Source organism: Rhodanobacter sp. sgz306013 (assembly GCF_057031145.1).
The window spans coordinates 42,121-58,679 of record NZ_JBXCIJ010000001.1 but is presented as its reverse complement, the minus strand read 5'-3'; the positions used below and the strand labels follow the sequence as shown (position 1 = coordinate 58,679).

The window sequence follows — 16,559 nt, the reverse complement described above, 5'->3', positions numbered from 1 at the left end:
GCCTTGATCAGGCCCACCCAAAGCCATCGCGCACAGGGTACGCTCCTGCGGTGCGTTCACGCCGTGCCAGAAACTCCGGCCCCGCCCGCATCGCGCAGCAGGTGCTCCGCGTCCACGCGGTCGAACTGGTAGCGCTGCGCGCAGAACTCGCAGTTCACCTCGATCTTGCCGTCCTGCGCGTCCAGCGTCGCCTCCACCTCGTCGCGCCCGAGCGAGCGCAGCATTGCCGCCACCCGCTCGCGGCTGCAGCTGCAGCCGAACGCCAGCGGTCGCGGCTCGAACAGGCGTACGGATTCCTCGTGGTACAGGCGGTACAGCAACTGCTCGGGGGTGGTGGCCAGCAGTTCCGCCGCGCCCAGCGTGGCGGTGAGGTGCATCACCCGTGTCCACGCCTCCTCGTCCTGGGTCCCGCCGTGGCCGCCTTCGTCGGGCAGTTTCTGCAGCATCAGGCCCACCGCGTGTTCGCCGTCGGCGGCCAGCACCAGTCGCGCGGGCAACTGCTCGGACTGGGCGAAATAGTTCTCCAGCACTCCTGCCAGGTCCGCCGCGCGCAGTTCCACCAGGCCCTGGTAGCGCCGGCCGCGCTCCACGTTGCCTATGGTGATCGCCATTACCGCCTGCGGCAGCGCGTCCAGCGCCAGCGGCGCGGGCAATGGCTGTTCCCAGCGCGCCAGGCCGCGCAGGCGGCCGCCGTCCGTGCATTCGGCGAACAGCAGGCGCAAGGCACCCGTGCTCTTCAGCTGCACCGACAGCTCGCCGTCGAGCTTGATGTTGGCGGTGAGCAGCGCGCTGGCCGCCAGCGCCTGGCCGAGCAGGCTGCGCAAGGGATCGGGATAGTCGGCGCGGCCGGCCACCTCGCGCCACGCCGACCCCAGCCGCACCAGCGCGCCGCGCACGCCGGCGCGTTCGAGCAGGAAGCGGTGCAACACATCTTCGACCAGTACGGTTTCCACGCGATCACCTCGCAAGACCATCGTCGCCAGATGGGGGCGGATGCCGCCTGCGCAATGGCCGCCTCTATACTGCCGCGGATCTCCTCCAGCCGCCCGCCATGCCACGTCTCCCGCCCTTTCGTCGCCTGCTGCGCTGGATCGCGTTCGCCGCGTTGGCCTGGGTGGCGCTCACCTGGTTCGCCGTGCTGGTATTGCGCTTCGTGCCGCCGCTGACTTCGGCGGTGATGGTGGAGCGGCGCATCGGCGCCTGGCTGCACGGCGAGCGCGACTTCCGCCTGCGCCAGCACTGGGTGCCGTGGTCGCGGGTGTCGCCGTGGGCACCGCTGGCGATGGTGGCCGGCGAGGACCAGAAATTCCCCTTCCACCACGGCTTCGACTTCGACTCCATCCACGAGGCGATCGACGCGGCCGACGAGGGGGCGCGCCTGCGTGGCGCCAGCACGATCAGCCAGCAGACCGCGAAGAACCTGTTCCTGTGGAACGGCCGCAGCTTCGTGCGCAAGGGGCTGGAGGCGTATTTCACCGTGCTGCTGGAACTTACCTGGCCGAAGCGGCGCATCCTCGAGGTGTACATGAACATCGCCGAGTTGGGCGACGGCATCTACGGCGTCGGGGCGGCCAGCGAGATCTATTTCCACGAGGCGCCGGCGCGCCTTACCCCGGAGCAGGCGGCGCGGCTGGCCGCAGTGCTGCCTAGCCCGCGGCACCTGCATGCCGACCGTCCCAGCGCCTATGTGCTGCGCCGCGCGGCGTGGATCGAGCGGCAGATGCGCCAGCTCGGCGGCCCGGCCTACATCGGCGAGCGATGACCTTTGCGATCGTCCCCGGTCGCGAGAATCTAGCGGGCGGCCATCCCTGGCCGCACTATCCAAAACGGTGCTTCACGATCCGGCTACACCGGCCGCGAGCTCTGGCGCTAGACTCATCCGGCCCCCATCCGCGGGTTCAACCGGAGGTCCTCGGCATGCGTCAGGTCAGGCATCTGCTGGAAGGCAAGGGTGGCGGCCTCTACACCATCGCGCCGGACGCCCCCGTGCTGGATGCGATCAAGCTGATGGCCGAACACCGCATCGGTGCCCTGCTGGTGATGCGCGGCGAACAGCTGGTGGGCGTGGTGTCCGAGCGCGACTACGCACGCAAGGTGATCCTGCAGGGCCGCTCCTCGGCGCAGACCGCGGTGGCGGACATCATGCGTGCCGACCCACTCACGGTAGGGCCGCAGACCGACGTGCTGGATTGCATGCGCCTGTGCACCGACAGCCGTGTGCGCCACCTGCCGGTGCTCGAAGGCGGCAAGGTGGTCGGTGTCATCTCGATCGGCGACCTCGTGAAGGCGGTGATCGACGCCCAGGCCGAGCAGATCGAGCATCTGGAACGCTACATCACGGGGTGAACACGTCCTTGCGAGTCACCGGGGTTTCCGGCGCCAGATCGGGTGACCAGCCCGCACGCCGCGACACCCAGCTGGCCAGCACTGCCACGCCGGCGCCCGCCAGCGCCAGCCCGGCGACACCCACGCCGAGCACGCGCAGGCCGCTCACCGTGCTGGTCACCACCAGGTCGCCGAAGCGCCACACCGCGGTCTCCACGAAGTTCTTGCCCTTGTAGCGCGTCTCGCGCGGCACCCGCGTGTACAGCGCATCCGCCGCCGGCTTGGTCATGCCGTAGGCGAAGCCGCGGGTGATCACCTGCATCACCGCCAGCAGCGGCACGCTGTACCCGAGCAGCTCAAGGTGACCGGCGCCAAGCATCGCCACTCCGGCCAGCAGCAGCACGTTCACCAGCGCCGGAAACAGCAGGCCCCAGCCGGCACCATGGCGGATCAGCAACCAGCGGGTCAGGCCCAGCTGCAGCAACGCGCCGAGCAGGTTGGTGGCCAGGTCCAGGTTGCTGTAGAACGCCGTGCGCGCCACCGCGTCGGTGAAATGCGCCTTGGCGTAGTCGGCCACGAGCGCGTAGGCCAGCGTGCCGATACCGTCGCCGAACAGCATCAGCAAAGCCATGTAACGCAGGAACGGACGTGACCACAGCTCCTTGAGTCCGGCCCACAGCGAGCCGCCGATCGCCGCTTCGCCAGCGCCGCCCGGCTGCTGATCGTGCTGCGCGGAAAGCCGCAGCAACAACGCCAGCGAAAGCGTCAGCGCGCACGCAGAAACCACCAGCAGCGGCGCCACCCCGATCAGTTGCACCAGCAGCTTGGTCACCAGCGGACCGAAGATCGCGCCAGCCATGCCGCCCAGTGCGATCAACGAAAATACCCGTCGCGCGTGGCCGCTGTCGAAGATGTCCGCCATGAAGCTCCAGAACAGCGACACCACGAACAGGTTGAACACGCTGGCCCAGACGAAGAACACCACGCCCAACTCGCGCGCGCCGATGCGCTGCTGCGCCATGAACGCCGGCACGAACGCCAGCAGGCAGAGAATAAAGAAGCTGTAGCTCCAGCCCAGCAGCCGGCGGCGCCGGAAGCGCGCCACCAGCATCCCGAACAGCGGCGTCAGCAGCAGCATCACCACCAGCACCGCGCCGTAGAACAGTGGCAGCGACTGCGAGCCGACCGCACCGCTCAGCTGGCCCATGACTGGCCGGATGATGTAGTACGAGGTCATCACGAAGAAGAACGCCAGTGCGGACAGCACGGGTTCGGCGCCCTCGCGGGTCGCGTCGGCACGAATCGGACTCACGCGGGCATCCAGCACGGGCAGGAGCCCGGGGGGCTGCAAGGCTAGCACGCCCCGGGCGCAGCGTCGGCGATCCGCGGCGACCGCCAGATGAACCCGCGCACGCAGCCGCGTTGTCCCTCCATGCAAAGTGCTGGAGAATCAGCGCTTCCGTCCAGCCGCCGGCCACTCGCCCGGGCACATCCAAGCTCGACGTCGTCCTTGTCATCCAGCCTTGCCGAAGTACATGCCGTTCCGACACCTGCCTACCGTTCTCGCCTGCGCCATCGGGCTGGCCTGCACCGGCCTCCACGCCGCGCCGGCCGACGACAGCGGCAACCTGCCCCCGGCCAGCGCGCACATCGCGTCGGCCGAACTGCCGCCCGGGCGCGTCAAGGCCACGCTTGCCGACTACCGGCGCTGGCTTGGTGAACTCGACGCGCGCCACGGTGCCGCCGGCCTGGCCACGGCGGTGGTGGTCGACGACAAGGTGGTGTTCGAGCAAACCCTCGGCTACGCCGACGCAAGCAAGCAGACGCCGGTCACGCCGAATACCGTGTTCCGGCTCGCCTCGCTCTCCAAGGCGTTCGCCACCGCGGTCACCGGCCTGCTGGTGGACAGCGGCAAGCTGCGCTGGGACATGAAACTGGTCGACGTGCTGCCCTATTTCAAGCTCAAGGACATGCAGTCCGCCGACCAGGCCACCGTGGCTGACATCCTCGGCCAACGACTGGGCCTGCCGCACAACACCTACGACAACTTGCTGGAAGACGACGAGTCCTACCAGGAGCTGGTGCGCAAGCTGGACGAGGTGGACAACACCTGCCCCGCGGGTCAGTGCTACGGCTACCAGAATGTGGCCTTCAGCATGATCGGCGATGTGCTGTTCGCGCGCACCGGCAACTTCTTCAGTCGCCTCGTCGATCAGAGCCTGTTCCATCCGCTGGACATGCAGACCGCCAGCTACGGCCGCTCCGCGCTGGAATCCAGCAAGAGCTGGGCGCACCCGCACCGTCCCGGAAGGAACCACGGCTGGATTCCGTTCGAACCCAACGAGACCTATTACCGCGTGGCCCCGGCCGCCGGCGTCAACGCCAGCATCCGCGACATGGAGCTGTGGCTGATCGCGCAGATGGGCGGCCGCCAGGACGTGCTGCCCACCAGCCTGCTCGACGTCCTGCATGCCCCCGCCGTGAATACCCCGACCGAACTGCGCGCCACGCCATGGCGGCGGGCGCGGCTCAGCGCCGCGCACTACGCGCTGGGTTGGCGCGTCTACACCTATGCCGGCGAAACACTGATCTTCCACGCCGGCGCGGTGGCCGGTTACCGCACCATGATCGGCTTCTTCCCGAAGTACCACGCGGGCGTGGTCACCTTGTGGAACTCCGCCGGCGCGATGCCCAGCGGCTTGATGCCGATGGTGTTCGACAGCCTGCTCGGCCTGCCCCACGTGGACTGGGCCGGGGTGGAAAGTCCGGAGCCGGCCAAGGCGGCGCCGGCCAGGCCCGTGCACAAGGCGCGACCGCGCCGCCGCCACTGAACGGGCCATCCACGCAAAAACGGCGCATGCCATGCATGCGCCGTTTTGCCCGAACGAGCCGGAGCTCCCGTCAGCGTCCGGTGCTGAACTCGATCTTCTGCTGCTTGGTGCTCGCCACCGCCGTGCCGCCACGCATCGCCGGCTTGAAGCGGTAACGGTTCACCGCCTCCATCGCGGCGCGATCGAACACGTGGCGCGGCTGCGCATCGACCACGCGCACGTCCGAGGTGCGGCCTTCCGGCGTGACGGTGAAACTGACTACCACCCAGCCGCTCTGGCCCGCACGCAGCGCCGCGGTGGGATAGTTCGGGTTCGCGCCCTTCAACAGCACCGCATCGCTGCTCTCGGCGGCTGCGACCGCAGCCGGCGCGGCCTGCGTCTTCTCCGGCGCTGCGGCCTGTTGCTGCTGTTCGGTCCGCTGCTGCTTCGCCTTGGCCTGCTCGGCGGCCAGCTGCGCCTGCTGCTGCTCGGCCTGCTTCGCGGCCTCCTGCTTCTCGGTGGCGGCCTTCTGCGCCGCAAGCTGCGCCGCCTTCTGCTGGTCCTGCGCCTGCTGTTGCTGCTGGCTGGCCAGCTTGCGCTGCGCATCCAGCTTGGAACGCAGGATGGTCAGCGTGTAGTTCGCCGGATCGGCCTTGGCCAGCAGGTCGATCTCGCGCTGCGCCTCGTTGAAGTCACGCGAGTTGACTGCCTGCTCGGCATCCGAGGCGGCGTACGGGAAGGTCTCGCGCAGGGCGCTGGTGGCCACGGGATTGCCGGGCTGCTTGGCCAGCACGCGCAGGTAGAACTCGAACGCGTTGTTGCCCGCCGGCGCGAGCAGGCGCTGGTCCTTCAGGGCCTTGCTGGCCTCGGTCAGCAGCTGGTTGACGTCCATCGCCTGCACGTTGGCCGGCGCGGCCTCAGCCTGGGTCTTCACCGCCGCCGACACGGCCGGCACACCGCCGGTGTCCAGCTGCATCTGCTGTTGGTAGGGCCGGATGATCAGCAGCCACGCCGCTGCAGCAAGCGCGGCGACGATGGCAACAATGGCGATGGCGACGGGCCGAACGGCCCCGCGCACGCGACGGCGCGCGATGTGTGTATATCGGGTATCCATGGTCTCTCACCGAGTGTCGACAGATACCCGCGCTTTTTCCCCCTGTGCATCCAGGAGCGGCGAGTCCCCTGACTACGCCGCGGCGCGGATGTGGGAAAGGTAACCGCATTGCGCCGGAGGGGCAAATCGCATGGACTTTCGTCGCAAGCCGTGATGCGTTCCGCGGCGGCGCGGCGGGTGTCGTGCTGGCGGGGCGGCATGGAATCGCCGGTTGCCGGCGGCGCCAGTCCTTGCGATACCCCGCTGGCCGGGGCAGTCAAACAGGCGGCCATCCAAGGTCGCACTCCAAAAACGAAACGTCCCGGCAATGCCGGGACGAAGTTTCCGAATCGATCTCCCCGCGCTGGGCACCGCGGGGAGACAAATCGATGATGCCTGTTGTTGTAGTGCTTACTTTTTGCTGGTCTTGCTGGTCTTGACGGCCTTCACCACCTTGGCGGCGGCAGGCTTCTTGGCAGCGGCCTTCTTCGCCGCCGGCTTCTTGGCGACCTTCTTCGCAGTGGTCTTCTTCGCAGCCGCCGGCTTCTTGGCGGCAGCCTTCTTCGCCGCCGGCTTGCGGGCGGTCTTCTTCGCGGCAGCCTTCTTGACGGCCGGCTTCTTGGCGGCGGTCTTCTTGGCAGTGGTCTTCTTGGCGGCCTTCTTGGCAGCCGGCTTCTTTGCAGCGGATTTCTTGGCAGTGGCCATGGTTCGTCTTAGCTCCTCATCGGTTGGCAGTGGTTGCCCAGTAAAAGCATGGAGGAACGCCTCGACCAGCAAATCGCTGTTGGTGGCGTGCCTCAGATTCTTCACCTGACGTTCGGTGCGCAGGTCGGACAGCGTACGCAATACATGGAGCGGAATCGAAACGGTGATCTTGCGTACCGCGTTCGCCTTCTCACCGTGCTCTATGTAAGGCGTGATGTATTTCGGTGATGCCATGTTGCCGTTCCCCGTGAACTTGGGCGAAAGCTATTCCGTAAGATTTCAGCTGTCAATGGATTTTGGCCGGCAAATCAATCCGTTTCGCCAAGCGGCGCGTGCCGCCGGCGCGGACGATGGCACCGGATCGGCATCCGGGACATTTGCATTTGGACATCCATACATCCAAACGGTATCCCGGCGCATTTTTCATCGCGCGTTGAAAATTGCCTGAAACAAGGGCTTTTCCGATTGCGCACCGCATCTCGCCTGGAATGCGGCGCATCTTCGTCTCCACACACCGGCCCGCGCTCCGCCTGCCGGATGAGGGCGCTCCGGAGAGATGAACGGGACGCGACCGGATTCTCCGCGAAACGACCGCCGGCGGAACCGTTTGCGGCCGTCGCGGGCAACGAACAGCCGGCCAAGGCACCTCGCCGAGGCGGCGGCAACGACCGGGACCGTCCGCTCCGGCGACGCCGGCAAGCACGCCGAGCGCGACCATCGCCCCCGCTTCCGACGCTTCGGACGACTTGCATCGCCTCCGCAAACGGCCGTCCATTTGACGCATCGGGCACGGCATGCACGGATGCCGGAAACGACGACGGCCGCGCGAGGCGGCCGTCGTCGGTCCGGGCGGGAACGCGGAAGCTCAGTGGTCCTCGTTCTCGATCAGTTCCTCATAGGCGCTGGCGTCGAGCAGCTGGTCCAGTTCGGCGCGGTCGCTGATGCGCACGGCGAAGATCCAGCCTTCCCCGTAGGCGTCCTCGTTGATCGTCTCGGGCTTGTCGTTGAGCGCCTCGTTGACCTCCACCACCTCGCCGGACACCGGCGAGTAGATGTCCGAGGCGGCCTTCACCGACTCCACCACCGCGGCGGCATTGCCGGCCGTGACGCTGGCGCCGATTTCCGGCAGCTCGACGTAGACCAGGTCGCCGAGCTGGCCCTGGGCATGGTCGGAGATGCCCACGCGTACCAGGCCGCCGTCTTCGACGCGAGCCCACTCGTGGGATTTGTTGAACTTCAGGTCGCCGGGAATCTCGCTCATGGTCGGGTCCAGTTTCGGGTCAGGGGACAGGCGGCCATTCTAGCCGCAAGAGATTGGCAGGAAAGGCGCCGGCTCAAATGCCGTCGCAGGGCTTGCCGTCGCGCACGAACGGGTACTTCACCAGGCGCACCGGCACCTCGCGACCGCGGATGTCGACCCGGATCGCACCCGGCTCGCCGGCGGGGATGCGGGCGAACGCGACGGCCTTCTCAAGGGTGGGCGCGAAGCTGCCCGAGAGGATCTCGCCCTCGCCGTTCGCGGTGAGCACCTTCTGGCCGTGGCGCAGCACGCCCTTCTCGTCCAGCACCAGGCCCACCATCACCCGCGACACGCCAGCGGCCTTCTGGCGCTCCAGCGCGACGCGGCCGATGAAATCGCGCCCCTCGTCCAGCGCGATGGTCCAGCCAAGGTTGGCCTCCCACGGCGAGACGGTCTCGTCCATGTCCTGGCCGTAGAGGTTCATGCCGGCCTCCAGGCGCAGCGTGTCGCGCGCGCCGAGGCCGGCCGGCGCCACACCCGCCGCAGCCAGCGCCTCCCACAGCGCCACCGCGTGCTCGGCCGGCACGATGATCTCGAAACCGTCCTCGCCGGTGTAGCCGGTGCGCGCCACGAACAGCGGCATGCCGTGCGGCCCCTGCGCGGCGGCGGCGGCGAACTTGCCCAGCTTCTCGATGCGCGGGCGATCGACTTCGTGCAGCACGCCCAGCACCTTGGCGCGGGCGTGCGGGCCCTGCACCGCGATCATCGCGAACTCGGGACGCTCCCGTACTTCAACGCCGTAGGCAGCGGCCTGCTTCTCGATCCACGCCAGGTCCTTGGCGCGGGTGGCGGCGTTCACCACCAGGCGGTAGAACTCGTCGCCAAGGAAATACACAATCAGGTCGTCGATCACCCCGCCCTGCTCGTTGAGCATGCACGAGTAGAGCGCCTTGCCGTGCACCTTGAGCTTGTCGACGCTGTTGGCCAGCAGGTGGCGCAGGAAGTCCTTGGCGCGCGCGCCGTGCAGGTCGACCACGGTCATGTGCGAGACGTCGAACATGCCGGCGTCGCGGCGCACCGCGTGGTGTTCCTCGATCTGCGAGCCGTAGTTGATCGGCATGTCCCAGCCGCCGAAATCGACCATCCGCGCGCCCAATGCGCGATGAGTGGCGTTGAGTACGGTCTTCTCGGTCATCGCGATGGCGCCTTGCGGGGATGGGAGACGGCCATTATCCCCTGCCCGCCCGCGGCATTCCAAGCCGCGTCAGTGCGCCGACGTATCGATCCAGCGGAAGGTGAGGTTGATGCGCGGCGCGGTGATGCCGCGCATGCGCGGCAGGTCGTGCCGGTACAGGCGCTGCGTGTCGCCGGCCATGCGCAACAGGCTGCCGTGCGGCAGCACCAGCTCCAGGGTGTCGCCGGGCCGCACCGACTCGCCGCGCGGACGGCGCCGGCGGAAGCGGAAGCGGCGCTCCGCACCCAGGCTCAGCGAGGCGATCAGCGGCCGCGCGCCCAGCTCGGGCTCGTCGTCACTGTGCCAACCCATCGAATCCCGGCCATCCCGATACAGGTTCGCCAGCACGCTGTTGAAGCGCGCGCCGCAGTCCTGCTCGACACGCGCACGCACGGCGGCCAGCGCGGCCGGCCAGGGCCGCGGCTCGAAGCGCGTGCGCGAATAGGTGTAGGCGATGCCGGGATCGCCGATCCAGCAACTCAGCCGAGGCGAATCGTGCTCGCGGCCGAACAGGCGGATGCGGTGGGTCTCCCAGGCAACCGCCCGGCCCAACTCGGCGAACAGCGCATCCGCCTCCGCCGCGTCCAGCCAGTGCGACCATAGCGCCGCATCGGCATCGGCAAGCCGGAGGCCCTGCCAGCCGCTCATCGCCCGGGCCGGCGGTCCGGACCATGCGCAATCCGGAGCGATGCATGCAGCGCCCATGGGCAGGGCGAACAGGAGAGCGCCCCCGCAAGCTCAGACGGCGTAGCCATCGTCATGCGCCTGCAAGCCGATACGCCCCAGCAACTGCGTGGCCAGCTGCTCGGCGAGCTGCTCGGCACGCAGTCCGGCGGTCTGCAGGTGCACCTCGGGCGCCTCGGGGACTTCGTACGGCGCGTCGATGCCGGTGAAGTTGCGGATCTCGCCGGCGCGCGCCTTGCGGTACAGGCCCTTGGGGTCGCGCTGCTCGCACTCGGCCAGCGGCGTGTCCACGAACACTTCGACGAACTCGCCCGCGTCGAACAGCTCGCGCACCGAGCGCCGCTCGCTGCGGTAGGGCGAGATCGCGCTGACCAGCACGATCAGGCCCGCATCCACCATCAGGTGCGCCACCTCGCCGATGCGGCGGATGTTCTCCACGCGGTCCTCAGGGGTGAAACCCAGGTCCTTGTTGATACCGTGGCGCACGTTGTCGCCGTCCAGCAGGTAGGTGTGGTGGCCCAGCGCGTGCAGGCGCTTCTCCACCAGGTTCGCGATGGTGGACTTGCCCGCGCCGGACAGGCCGGTGAACCACACGCACAGCGGGCGCTGGCCCATGCCGGCGCCGCGCACCGTCTTGTCCACGTCCACGTGCTGCCAATGCACGTTGGCGGAGCGGGTCAACGCGAAGTCGATCATGCCGCAGGCCACGGTGGCGTTGCTCTGGCGGTCGATCAGGATGAAGCCGCCCAGAGTGCGGTTGGTGGCGTAGGACTCGAACGCGATCGCCTCGTCCAGGCCCACCGTGCAGTAGCCCACCTCGTTGAGTGCCAGATGGCGTGCAGCCAGCTTGGCCTGCGTGTTGACGTCCACCTTGTGCTTGATCGCCATCACCCGCGCGTTGACCGTGCGCGTGCCGATCTTCAGCCAGTAGGTGCGGTTGGGGAGCAGCGCGTTGTCGCCCAGCCACACGATGTGGCAGGCGAACTGGTCCGCCACCGGCGCGGGGCGCAGCGCGTCGGCGATCACGTCGCCGCGGCTGGCGTCCAGCTCGCGGTCCAGGCACAGGGTCACGGCCTGCCCTTCGCCCGCGCTGTCCAGGTCTCCGTCGGCGGTGACGATGCGCGCGATGCGCGCGCGCGCCACGCCGGGCTGCACCACTATCTCGTCGCCCTTCGCCACGCGGCCGCCACAGATCGTGCCGGCATAGCCGCGGAAGCCGTGGTCGGGGCGGTTCACCCACTGCACCGGCATGCGGAAATCCGCCGCCCGCGCCGGCGTGGCGTCGGCCGCCTCCAGCAGGTCGAGCAGCGTGGGCCCGTGGTACCAGGGGAGGCGCGTCGAACGCGTACCCACGTTGTCGCCGCCCGGCGCGATGACTGGCAGGCAGTCGACCCTGGCGATGCCCAGCGTCTGCGCCAGCGCCCGGTAGGACGCGGCGATCTCGCGGTAGACCTGCTCGCTGCAGTCCACCAGGTCCATCTTGTTCACCGCCAGCACCACCTGGCGGATGCCGAGCAGGCTGCATATGTAGGAGTGCCGGCGCGTCTGCGGCAGCAGGCCCTTGCGCGCGTCCACCAGCACCACCGCCAGCTCGGCGTTGGAAGCGCCGGTGGCCATGTTGCGGGTGTACTGCTCGTGGCCCGGGCAGTCGGCCACGATGAAATGGCGGCGCGCGGTGTGGAAGTAGCGGTAGGCCACGTCGATGGTGATGCCCTGCTCGCGCTCGGCATCCAGGCCGTCGGTGAGCAGGGCGAAATCCAGTACGTCGCCCGCGTCGGCATGCAGGCGACGGCTGTCGCGCCCGAGCGCGGCGAGCTGGTCCTCCGGCACCATGCCGGCGTCGTACAGCAGGCGGCCGAGCAAGGTGCTCTTGCCGTCGTCCACGCTGCCGCAGGTGATGAAGCGCAACAGGCCCTGGCCGGCGCGATCGGCGTTGACGGCGTCCATCAGAAGTAGCCCTCCTGTTTCTTGCGCTCCATCGAGGCCGAGGGATCGTGGTCGATCACCCGGCCCTGCCGCTCGGAGCTCTTCGAATCGGCCATCTCCTGGATGATCTCGTCCAGCGTGGCGGCGCTGGACTCCACCGCGCCGGTGAGCGGGTAGCAGCCCAGGGTGCGGAAACGCACCATGCGCGTCTCGATCCGCTCGCCCTCGCGCAGGGTGAAGCGCTCGTCGTCCACCATGATCAGCGCGCCGTCGCGCGCCACCACCGGGCGCGGCCTGGCGAAGTACAGCGGCACCACCGGGATGTTTTCGCGGCGGATGTACTGCCACACATCCATCTCGGTCCAGTTGGAAATGGGGAACACGCGCACGCTCTCGCCCTGGCGGATCTGCGTGTTGTAGGTATGCCAGAACTCCGGGCGCTGGTGCCTGGGGTCCCAGCGGTGCTGGGCATTGCGGAACGAGAACACGCGCTCCTTGGCGCGCGACTTCTCCTCGTCGCGGCGCGCGCCACCGATCGCCGCGTCGAACCGGTGCTGGTCCAGCGCCTGTTTCAGCGCCTGCGTCTTCATGATGTCGGTATGCACGGTGGCGCCGTGGGTCAGCGGCGAGATGCCCTGGCGCACGCCGTCCTGGTTGATGTGGACCATCACCTCGACGTCGCCCGCAGCGGCCACCTGGTCGCGGAACGCGATCATCTCGCGGAACTTCCAGGTGGTGTCCACGTGCAGCAGCGGGAACGGCGGCTTCGCGGGGTGGAAGGCCTTGCGCAGCAGGTGCAGCAGCACCGAGGAGTCCTTGCCGATGGAATACAGCATCACGGGTCGGCGGAAGCTGGCCGCCACCTCGCGGAAAATGTGGATGCTCTCGGCCTCGAGCTCGTCGAGGTGGTCGGTGCGTGGTGCCAGGCGTGCGTTCATGAGGTGCCAGTTTCAGTAGCGAGGTACGGCCCGCTGCAGGCCGAGCCGAACGGGCATGCTACGCGAGCGCCGCCGATTGCCCAAACAACCAGGCCGATGGGAAAGCGCACGAGATGGCATATGGTGCCAAAACGCATCCCGTGCGCGACGCTTGAACCGCGTAGTAGCGGCTTCAGCCGCGATTCGCGCCCCATCCCGAAAAGCACCGCGGCTGAAGCCGCTCCTACGCCATTCCTGTGGGTTTGCATCCGTCGGGTCGAGTCCGCATGGGCTTGCCATTGCCTGGCAGCCATGCCAAGGCGTGGACTTGTGTGTCAGGCGATCGCCGGATAAACCGGATCGGCATCCAGCGTGGCCGCACAGACCGCGGCCAGCTCCAGCAGGCGCAGGTCCGAGCCGCGTCCGCCCACCAGTTGCAGGCCGACCGGCAGGCCGTTCGCCAGCGTGCCCATCGGGATGCTCACCGCGGGACAGCCGGCAAGGCTGGCGAAGCTGGTGAGGTCGGCGTGGTTGTCCGGCTCCGCCCCGCCCAGCGGGAAGGCGCCGCAGGGCGTGGTGGGCAGCACCAGCACGTCGATCTGCGAGAACAACCGGCGCATCTTCAGCGTGGCCGCGTCGAGCACGCGGTCGGCCCTCGCATAATCCGCCGCGCTCTTGCGCGCGGCGTAACCCAGCATGTCGCGGAAACGCGGCGACACCGGATGCGCGCTGTCGGCCAGATCCTCGGCGAACGTGCCCAGCATCTCCGCCTCCATCAGCAAGAGGCCGGCGCGGCGGGTGCGCGCGAAATCCCAGTCGGCGAAATCCACCGTGCGGCGCTCGCCCAGTGCGTGGGCGAGCTTGGCCACGGCCGACTCGAAGAGGTCCGCCACCTCGGCCTGCAGGCCCACCGCGGCCAGGTCCGGCAACAGGCCGGTACGCAGCTTGCCCGGCTCCCAGTCCGGCAGCGCCAGCGCCACGCGGCGGCGGCGCGAGCGCGCGTCATCGGCGTCGTAGCCGGCCAGCACCTGCAGCAGCACGGTGAGGTCGGCCACGCTGCGCGCGATCAGGCCCACCGCGTCCAGCCGCCGCGCCGCCGGCACCAGCCCGCGCGCGGAGATCTCGCCGTGGGTGGGCTTCAGCGCATAGACGCCGCAGTAGCTGGCAGGAATACGGATCGAACCCAGGCTGTCCGAGCCCACCGCCGCCGCCGCCAGGCCCGCGGCCACCACGGCCGCGGCGCCGCCGGAGGAGCCGCCCGCGCTGTAGCCCGGCTTCCACGGATTGTGGGTGGGGCCGTAGTGCGGGTTGTCGGTGGCCGCGCCCAGTGCGCCCTCGTCCATGTTGGTCTTGCCGACCAGCACCGCGCCCGAGGCGCGCAGCCGCGCCACCACGTGCGCGTCGTCGGTTGCCGGCTGGTCGCGCCCCGGCAGGCCGGCGCGGGTCGGCCAGCCGGCGATGTCGAGGTTGTCCTTGATCGCCACCGGGATGCCGTCGAGCCGGCCGATCACGCCGTCGCGCCGCCGGTGCTCGGCGGTGCGCGCCTGTTCCTGCAGCAGGCCGGGACTCAGGCCCACGTAGGCATTCAGTTGCGGGTTGATGCGCTCGATCGCTTCCTGGGTCGCCTCGGCCAGCGCCTGCGGGTTGGTGCGCCCGGTGGCCATCCAGTGCAACAGCTGGCACACGGTGGCGCGGCGCAGGTCCAGGTCGGTGATCGGCGGCAGCGAGCTCATCGGCATTCCTTAACTTGTGCGTTCTTCCATGAACGCGTGAATCAAAAAGCGGCCATCCATGGCCGCGACCTCCATTAGGCGTGGGCGGATTATCGCCACCACCCGTGAAGCCCGTGCAAGCCCGGGATGCCGGGTTTGCCGCGCAGCACGCGAAACCGGACAATAGCGCATTGACCGTGTCGCGCCGCCGACACCGCCCCCGACCTGCCGGAGTCCGCCATGAGCGAACGCGAAACCATGGAATACGACGTCGTCGTGGTCGGCGCCGGCCCGGCCGGGCTGTCGTTCGCGATCCGCCTGAAGCAGCTGCAGCCCGACACCACGGTGTGCGTTATCGAGAAGGCGTCCACCATCGGCGCGCAGATCCTCTCCGGTGCGGTGATCGAACCTGGCCCGCTGGACGCCCTGCTGCCCGGCTGGCGCGACGCCCCGCCGCCGATCTGCGTGCCTGCCGGCGAGGACGAGTTCTGGCTGCTGAGCAAGACCGGCGGCCGCAAGCTGCCGGTGCCGCCTGGCATGAACAACCACGGCAACTTCATCGTTTCCCTGGGTGCCCTGTGCGCGTGGATGGCTCCGCAGGCCGAGGCGCTGGGCGTGGACGTGTTCCCCGGCTTCGCCGCCGCGGACACCGTGTTCAACGACGACGGCTTCGTCGCCGGCGTGCGCATCGGCGACATGGGCGTGGCGAAGGACGGCTCGCACAAGGCGGGCTATACCCAGGGCATCGACATCAAGGCCAAGGTCACCGTGCTCGCCGAAGGCGCGCGCGGTAGCCTCACCAAGCAGCTGATCAAGCGCTTTGCGCTGGACAAGGACAGCGACCCGCAGGGTTATTCCATCGGCATCAAGGAACTGTGGCAGGTGCCCGCCGGCCGCGCCGTGCCTGGCAAGATCGTGCACAGCTTCGGCTGGCCAGCCGACAGCCACACCTACGGCGGCAGCTTCCTCTACCACCTGGACAAGGACCGCATAGCGCTGGGCTACGTCAGCGGCCTGGACTACACCGACCCCAACTACCAGCCGTGGGAGGCCTTCCAGCAGTGGAAGAACCATCCGACAGTGAAGTCGTTGCTGGAAGGCGGCACCATCCTCTCGGCCGGCGCACGCGCCATCGTCACCGGCGGCTGGCAGTCGCTGCCCAGGTGCGAGATGCCCGGGGCCCTGCTGATCGGCGACACCGCCGGCCTGCTCAACGTGCCCAAGATCAAAGGCACCCACCAGGCGATCCGCAGCGGCATGCTCGCCGCCGAACACCTCGCCGCCAGCGGCCTGGATGCCGCCGGTTTCGACGCGAAACTGCGCGGCTCCGAGGCGATGGCCGAACTGAAGAAAGTGCGCAACATCAAGCCTGCCTTCAAGAAGGGCCTGTGGTTCGGCATGCTCAACGCCGCGTGGGAAACCGTCACCGGCGGCCGCTCGCCGTGGACGCTGAAGAACAAGCCCGACTGGTCGTCGCTGCACAAGCTCGGCCAGCAGGAGGAACCGAAGCGCGACTACGTGCAACGCGAACTGCCCCCGCGCGACCGCCTCGCCGGCGTCTACTTCGCCGCCACCGAGCACGACGAGGACCAGCCCATCCACCTGCACGTGGCCGACACCGGCATCTGCGTCGACCAGTGCACCAGGGAATACGGCAACCCCTGCACCCGCTTCTGTCCCGCCAACGTCTACGAGATGGTGGAAGACGTGCACGCCGATGGAAGCAAGGGCAAGCGCCTGCAGATCAACGCCGCCAACTGCGTGCACTGCAAGACCTGCGACATCAAGGATCCATACCAGATCATCACCTGGGTGACGCCGGAAGGCGGCTCGGGGCCGAACTACCAGAACCTGTGAGGGCGTTCCGCTGAGCGGCAAGCTGTCATGGCGACTGAAGCGCCTGCGCTACCTCG

At 68.6% G+C, this 16,559-nt stretch carries 15 protein-coding genes; 4 read left to right on the top strand and 11 right to left on the bottom strand.

Annotated features, from left to right (window positions below):
• Positions 1-56: 56 nt before the first annotated feature.
• A complete protein-coding gene (gene hslO, locus AC2EWF_RS00255; RefSeq protein ID WP_483637367.1) occupies positions 57-953 on the bottom strand; it encodes an Hsp33 family molecular chaperone HslO in 897 nt (298 codons plus the stop codon).
• Between the two features lie 98 nt (positions 954-1,051).
• Between hslO and mtgA the strand changes: the two genes are divergently transcribed.
• Positions 1,052-1,762 (top strand): monofunctional biosynthetic peptidoglycan transglycosylase, encoded by a 711-nt coding sequence (gene mtgA / locus AC2EWF_RS00250; RefSeq protein WP_483637366.1) that lies wholly within the window; start codon positions 1,052-1,054, stop codon positions 1,760-1,762.
• A 155-nt stretch (positions 1,763-1,917) separates the two neighbouring features.
• Positions 1,918-2,346, top strand: coding sequence for a CBS domain-containing protein (locus AC2EWF_RS00245; protein WP_483637365.1), 429 nt, complete (start codon positions 1,918-1,920; stop codon positions 2,344-2,346).
• Here the strand turns inward: AC2EWF_RS00245 and AC2EWF_RS00240 are convergent.
• A complete protein-coding gene (locus tag AC2EWF_RS00240; RefSeq protein ID WP_483638231.1) occupies positions 2,336-3,592 on the bottom strand; it encodes an NTP/NDP exchange transporter in 1,257 nt (418 codons plus the stop codon). The two genes, AC2EWF_RS00245 and AC2EWF_RS00240, sit on opposite strands and share 11 nt — an antisense overlap.
• Before the next feature lie 268 nt (positions 3,593-3,860).
• Here AC2EWF_RS00240 and AC2EWF_RS00235 point away from each other — a divergent pair, with 268 nt between their 5' ends.
• Positions 3,861-5,156 carry a serine hydrolase domain-containing protein gene (locus AC2EWF_RS00235; protein ID WP_483637364.1) on the top strand — a complete coding sequence of 432 codons (1,296 nt, stop codon included), beginning with the start codon at positions 3,861-3,863 and terminating at the stop codon, positions 5,154-5,156.
• Between the two features lie 70 nt (positions 5,157-5,226).
• On the opposite strand, the gene AC2EWF_RS00230 is transcribed toward AC2EWF_RS00235, so the two are convergent.
• The 9 genes from AC2EWF_RS00230 to AC2EWF_RS00190 form a co-directional block, all read right to left on the bottom strand.
• Entirely contained in the window at positions 5,227-6,249 is a 1,023-nt protein-coding gene (locus AC2EWF_RS00230) for an energy transducer TonB (protein ID WP_483637363.1), read from the bottom strand.
• Positions 6,250-6,639: 390 nt separating this feature from the next.
• A complete protein-coding gene (metJ, locus tag AC2EWF_RS00225) occupies positions 6,640-7,167 on the bottom strand; it encodes a met regulon transcriptional regulator MetJ (protein WP_483637362.1) in 528 nt (175 codons plus the stop codon).
• Positions 7,168-7,219: 52 nt separating this feature from the next.
• On the bottom strand, positions 7,220-7,432 hold the full coding sequence (locus AC2EWF_RS00220) for a hypothetical protein (protein WP_483637361.1): 213 nt from the start codon (positions 7,430-7,432) through the stop codon (positions 7,220-7,222).
• Between the two features lie 366 nt (positions 7,433-7,798).
• Positions 7,799-8,194, bottom strand: coding sequence for a glycine cleavage system protein GcvH (gene gcvH / locus AC2EWF_RS00215; RefSeq protein WP_369494728.1), 396 nt, complete (start codon positions 8,192-8,194; stop codon positions 7,799-7,801).
• A gap of 73 nt (positions 8,195-8,267) precedes the next feature.
• Complete coding sequence (gcvT, locus tag AC2EWF_RS00210) at positions 8,268-9,368, bottom strand: glycine cleavage system aminomethyltransferase GcvT (RefSeq protein ID WP_483637360.1); 1,101 nt, start codon at positions 9,366-9,368, stop codon at positions 8,268-8,270.
• A gap of 69 nt (positions 9,369-9,437) precedes the next feature.
• Positions 9,438-10,055, bottom strand: coding sequence for an alpha-ketoglutarate-dependent dioxygenase AlkB family protein (locus AC2EWF_RS00205; RefSeq protein WP_483637359.1), 618 nt, complete (start codon positions 10,053-10,055; stop codon positions 9,438-9,440).
• 90 nt (positions 10,056-10,145) lie between these two features.
• The gene (gene cysC, locus AC2EWF_RS00200) at positions 10,146-12,038 is read right to left on the bottom strand and encodes an adenylyl-sulfate kinase (protein ID WP_483637358.1); all 1,893 of its coding nucleotides are present in this window, start codon (positions 12,036-12,038) and stop codon (positions 10,146-10,148) included.
• Positions 12,038-12,955, bottom strand: coding sequence for a sulfate adenylyltransferase subunit CysD (gene cysD, locus AC2EWF_RS00195; protein ID WP_483637357.1), 918 nt, complete (start codon positions 12,953-12,955; stop codon positions 12,038-12,040). Before cysD ends, cysC begins: the two co-directional genes overlap by 1 nt.
• A gap of 314 nt (positions 12,956-13,269) precedes the next feature.
• Entirely contained in the window at positions 13,270-14,667 is a 1,398-nt protein-coding gene (locus AC2EWF_RS00190; protein WP_483637356.1) for an amidase, read from the bottom strand.
• Between the two features lie 219 nt (positions 14,668-14,886).
• On the opposite strand from AC2EWF_RS00190, the gene AC2EWF_RS00185 reads away from it, so the two are divergent.
• Complete coding sequence (locus AC2EWF_RS00185; protein ID WP_483637355.1) at positions 14,887-16,503, top strand: electron transfer flavoprotein-ubiquinone oxidoreductase; 1,617 nt, start codon at positions 14,887-14,889, stop codon at positions 16,501-16,503.
• Positions 16,504-16,559: the final 56 nt, after the last annotated feature.

Excerpts from the sequence above, each read along its gene's own strand:
- mtgA (WP_483637366.1), top strand. The coding sequence starts at position 1,052 with ATGCCACGTCTCCCGCCCTTTCGTCGCCTGCTGCGCTGGATCGCGTTC.
- AC2EWF_RS00245 (WP_483637365.1), top strand. The coding sequence starts at position 1,918 with ATGCGTCAGGTCAGGCATCTGCTGGAAGGCAAGGGTGGCGGCCTCTAC.
- AC2EWF_RS00235 (WP_483637364.1), top strand. The coding sequence starts at position 3,861 with ATGCCGTTCCGACACCTGCCTACCGTTCTCGCCTGCGCCATCGGGCTG.
- AC2EWF_RS00230 (WP_483637363.1), bottom strand. The coding sequence starts at position 6,249 with ATGGATACCCGATATACACACATCGCGCGCCGTCGCGTGCGCGGGGCC.
- metJ (WP_483637362.1), bottom strand. The coding sequence starts at position 7,167 with ATGGCATCACCGAAATACATCACGCCTTACATAGAGCACGGTGAGAAG.
- AC2EWF_RS00220 (WP_483637361.1), bottom strand. The coding sequence starts at position 7,432 with ATGCGCCGCATTCCAGGCGAGATGCGGTGCGCAATCGGAAAAGCCCTT.
- gcvH (WP_369494728.1), bottom strand. The coding sequence starts at position 8,194 with ATGAGCGAGATTCCCGGCGACCTGAAGTTCAACAAATCCCACGAGTGG.
- gcvT (WP_483637360.1), bottom strand. The coding sequence starts at position 9,368 with ATGACCGAGAAGACCGTACTCAACGCCACTCATCGCGCATTGGGCGCG.
- AC2EWF_RS00205 (WP_483637359.1), bottom strand. The coding sequence starts at position 10,055 with ATGAGCGGCTGGCAGGGCCTCCGGCTTGCCGATGCCGATGCGGCGCTA.
- cysC (WP_483637358.1), bottom strand. The coding sequence starts at position 12,038 with ATGGACGCCGTCAACGCCGATCGCGCCGGCCAGGGCCTGTTGCGCTTC.
- cysD (WP_483637357.1), bottom strand. The coding sequence starts at position 12,955 with ATGAACGCACGCCTGGCACCACGCACCGACCACCTCGACGAGCTCGAG.
- AC2EWF_RS00190 (WP_483637356.1), bottom strand. The coding sequence starts at position 14,667 with ATGAGCTCGCTGCCGCCGATCACCGACCTGGACCTGCGCCGCGCCACC.
- AC2EWF_RS00185 (WP_483637355.1), top strand. The coding sequence starts at position 14,887 with ATGAGCGAACGCGAAACCATGGAATACGACGTCGTCGTGGTCGGCGCC.